Source organism: Hymenobacter gelipurpurascens (assembly GCF_900187375.1).
In the GTDB taxonomy this organism is placed as follows: Bacteria; Bacteroidota; Bacteroidia; order Cytophagales; family Hymenobacteraceae; genus Hymenobacter; species Hymenobacter gelipurpurascens.
On sequence record NZ_FYEW01000005.1, the window covers coordinates 2223 to 5440 of the forward strand.

Below are 3218 nucleotides of genomic sequence, written 5' to 3' on the forward strand. Positions count from 1 at the left end.
CACACGTTCTTTGACGTAATGAAACGAGAGAGAAAAAGAAGCGCATGTATGCTTGCATATATGTACTGAGCGTCTTATCTAGTTTACTAGATGAGACTACCAAGAAGTAAGCAAGGGCACACGGAGGATGCCTAGGCTCGCAGAGGCGATGAAGGACGCGATAAGCTGCGATAAGCTACGGGGATGGGCACATACCAATTGATCCGTAGATTTCCGAATGGGGCAACCCCTTACAGTGAAGCTGTAAGACCTCTTCCTTTAGGAAGCAGGGGCAAACCCGGGGAACTGAAACATCTAAGTACCCGGAGGAAAAGAAAATAACATATGATTCCCCCAGTAGTGGCGAGCGAACGGGGAGGAGCCCAAACCGGGTTGGTTACGGCCAGTCCGGGGTTGTAGGACCTCAACATCTGATTCATTTACATTAGTCGAACGACGTGGGAAAGTCGATCATAGAGGGTGAGAATCCCGTAGACGAGCTTGTGGATGACGGTAGAGGATTCCTGAGTAGGGCGGGGCCGGAGAAACCCCGTCTGAATCCAGCGGCACCATCCGCTAAGGCTACATACTCCTGCGAGACCGATAGTGAACTAGTACCGTGAGGGAAAGGTGAAAAGAACCGGGAATACCGGAGTGAAAAGAACCTGAAACCGTGTGCTTACAAGCGGTCGGAGCCCTTTCGTGGGGTGACGGCGTGCCTTTTGCATAATGAGCCTACGAGTTACTCCTCTCTGGCAAGGTTAAGTGTATAGATGCACGGAGCCGCAGCGAAAGCGAGTCTGAATAGGGCGCAGAGTCAGAGGGGGTAGACGCGAAACTTTGTGATCTACCCTTGAGCAGGTTGAAGGTTGGGTAACACCAACTGGAGGACCGAACCAGTTTCCGTTGAAAAGGATTTGGATGACTTGAGGGTAGGGGTGAAAGGCCAATCAAACTGAGAAATAGCTCGTACTCCCCGAAATGTATTTAGGTACAGCGTCGAGGTGGAGTCAGCGGGAGGTAGAGCTACCGATAGGACTAGGGGGTGTCATAGCCTACCGAATCCTGACGAACTCCGAATGCCCGTTGATATACTCGGCAGTGAGGCGTGGGGTGCTAAGGTCCCATGCCGAGAGGGAAAGAACCCAGACCATCCGCTAAGGTCCCTAAATTCGGACTAAGTTGAACAAAGGAGGTCCACTTGCTTTGACAGCCAGGAGGTTGGCTTGGAAGCAGCCATTCCTTTAAAGAGTGCGTAACAGCTCACTGGTCGAGCGAGAGGGCATCGATAATACGCGGGCATCAAGTCCGGTACCGAAGCGATGGATTTAGTCTTATGACTAAGTGGTAGGGGAGCATTCTAGCAGCGGTGAAGGTGACCTGTCAGGGTTGCTGGAGCGGCTAGAAAAGCAAATGTAGGCATGAGTAACGATAAAGGGGGTGAGAAACCCCCTCGCCGATAGACTAAGGTTTCCTGCTCAACGCTAATCGGAGCAGGGTTAGTCGGGACCTAAGGCTATGCCGAGAGGCTACGTCGATGGACAGCGGGTTGATATTCCCGCACTTATCTAGTGGAGTGATGCAGTGACGCAGAAGTGAAAGTACCGCGGGCGGACGGAAGTGCCCGTTGAAGTGCGTAGGTATAGGGTTGGTAGGTAAATCCGCCGACTTTGCTGAAACATGATAGTACCTGGCGGCTTCGGCCAACGGGATAGTGTACCTAATCAGACTGCCAAGAAAACCTGCTAAGCGTTTACTGCTAGATAACCCGTACCGCAAACCGACACAGGTAGTCAAGGAGAGAATCCTGAGGCGCTCGAGTGAATCACGGCCAAGGAACTCGGCAAAATGGTCCTGTAACTTCGGGAGAAGGGACGCTTCCTTGCAGCAATGCAAGAAGCCGCAGTGAAAAGGCCCAGGCGACTGTTTAACAAAAACACATGACTTTGCGAACGCGTAAGCGGAAGTATAAGGTCTGACACCTGCCCGGTGCCGGAAGGTTAAGAGGGGAACTTAGCGCAAGCGAAGGTTTGAATCGAAGCCCCGGTAAACGGCGGCCGTAACTATAACGGTCCTAAGGTAGCGAAATTCCTTGTCGGGTAAGTTCCGACCTGCACGAATGGTGTAACGATCTGGGCGCTGTCTCAGCCGTGAGCTCGGTGAAATTGTAGTCTCGGTGAAGATGCCGAGTACCCGCCACGGGACGGAAAGACCCCGTGCACCTTTACTATAGGTTGACATTGACGCTGGACAACACATGTGTAGCATAGGTGGGAGACTGTGAACCCGGGCCGCCAGGTCTGGGGGAGTCAACGTTGAAATACCACCCTTGTGTTGTTTGGCGCCTAATCTGGAAAACGGAGACAGTGTCTGCTGGGTAGTTTGACTGGGGTGGTCGCCTCCAAAAATGTATCGGAGGCTTTCAAAGGTCCACTCAGTACGCTTGGTAACCGTACGCAGAGCGCAATAGCAGAAGTGGGCTTGACTGTGAGGCTGACCAGCCGAGCAGGGTCGAAAGACGGATATAGTGATCCGGTGGTTCCGCATGGAAGGGCCATCGCTCAAAGGATAAAAGGTACGCCGGGGATAACAGGCTGATCTCCCCCAAGAGCTCATATCGACGGGGAGGTTTGGCACCTCGATGTCGGCTCGTCACGTCCTGGGGCTGGAGAAGGTCCCAAGGGTTCGGCTGTTCGCCGATTAAAGTGGCACGCGAGCTGGGTTCAGAACGTCGTGAGACAGTTCGGTCCCTATCTGTGGTGGGCGTTGGAAATTTGAGAGGACCTGACTTTAGTACGAGAGGACCGAGTTGGACTAGCCGCTCGTGCACCGGTTGTGGCGCCAGCTGCAGCGCCGGGTAGCGACGCTGGGATGAGATAAGCGCTGAAAGCATCTAAGTGCGAAACTCACCTCAAGATGAGATTTCCTATATACGAAGAGTCGTGGGAGACCACCACGTAGATAGGCGGTAGGTGTAGAGGCCGAAATGCCACAGCCGAGCCGTACTAATGACTCGAACACTTCTGGGAATAACCAAGCTCTACATATCTTCTTTTTCTTTCTCGCTCATTGCGTCAACGTTTTTGCGTTGGTCTGAACACGACCAGCGACACCAGTAATGGTGGCTTTAGCCCGGGTGTTCACCTCTTCCCATTCCGAACAGAGTCGTTAAGCCCCGGAGCGCCCATGGTACTGCCTTCACCGGCGGGAGAGTAGGTCGCCGCCAACCTTACTAGTGC

General features: G+C 53.2%; 2 rRNA genes. Both read left to right on the top strand.

The annotated features are described in order from the left end of the window. Nucleotides 1-100 precede the first annotated feature (100 nt). Nucleotides 101-3008 (top strand): 23S ribosomal RNA (locus CFT68_RS21315). Nucleotides 3009-3096: 88 nt separating this feature from the next. Continuing rightward, nucleotides 3097-3208, top strand: a 5S ribosomal RNA gene (gene rrf, locus CFT68_RS21320). The last annotated feature ends 10 nt before the right edge of the window (nucleotides 3209-3218 follow it).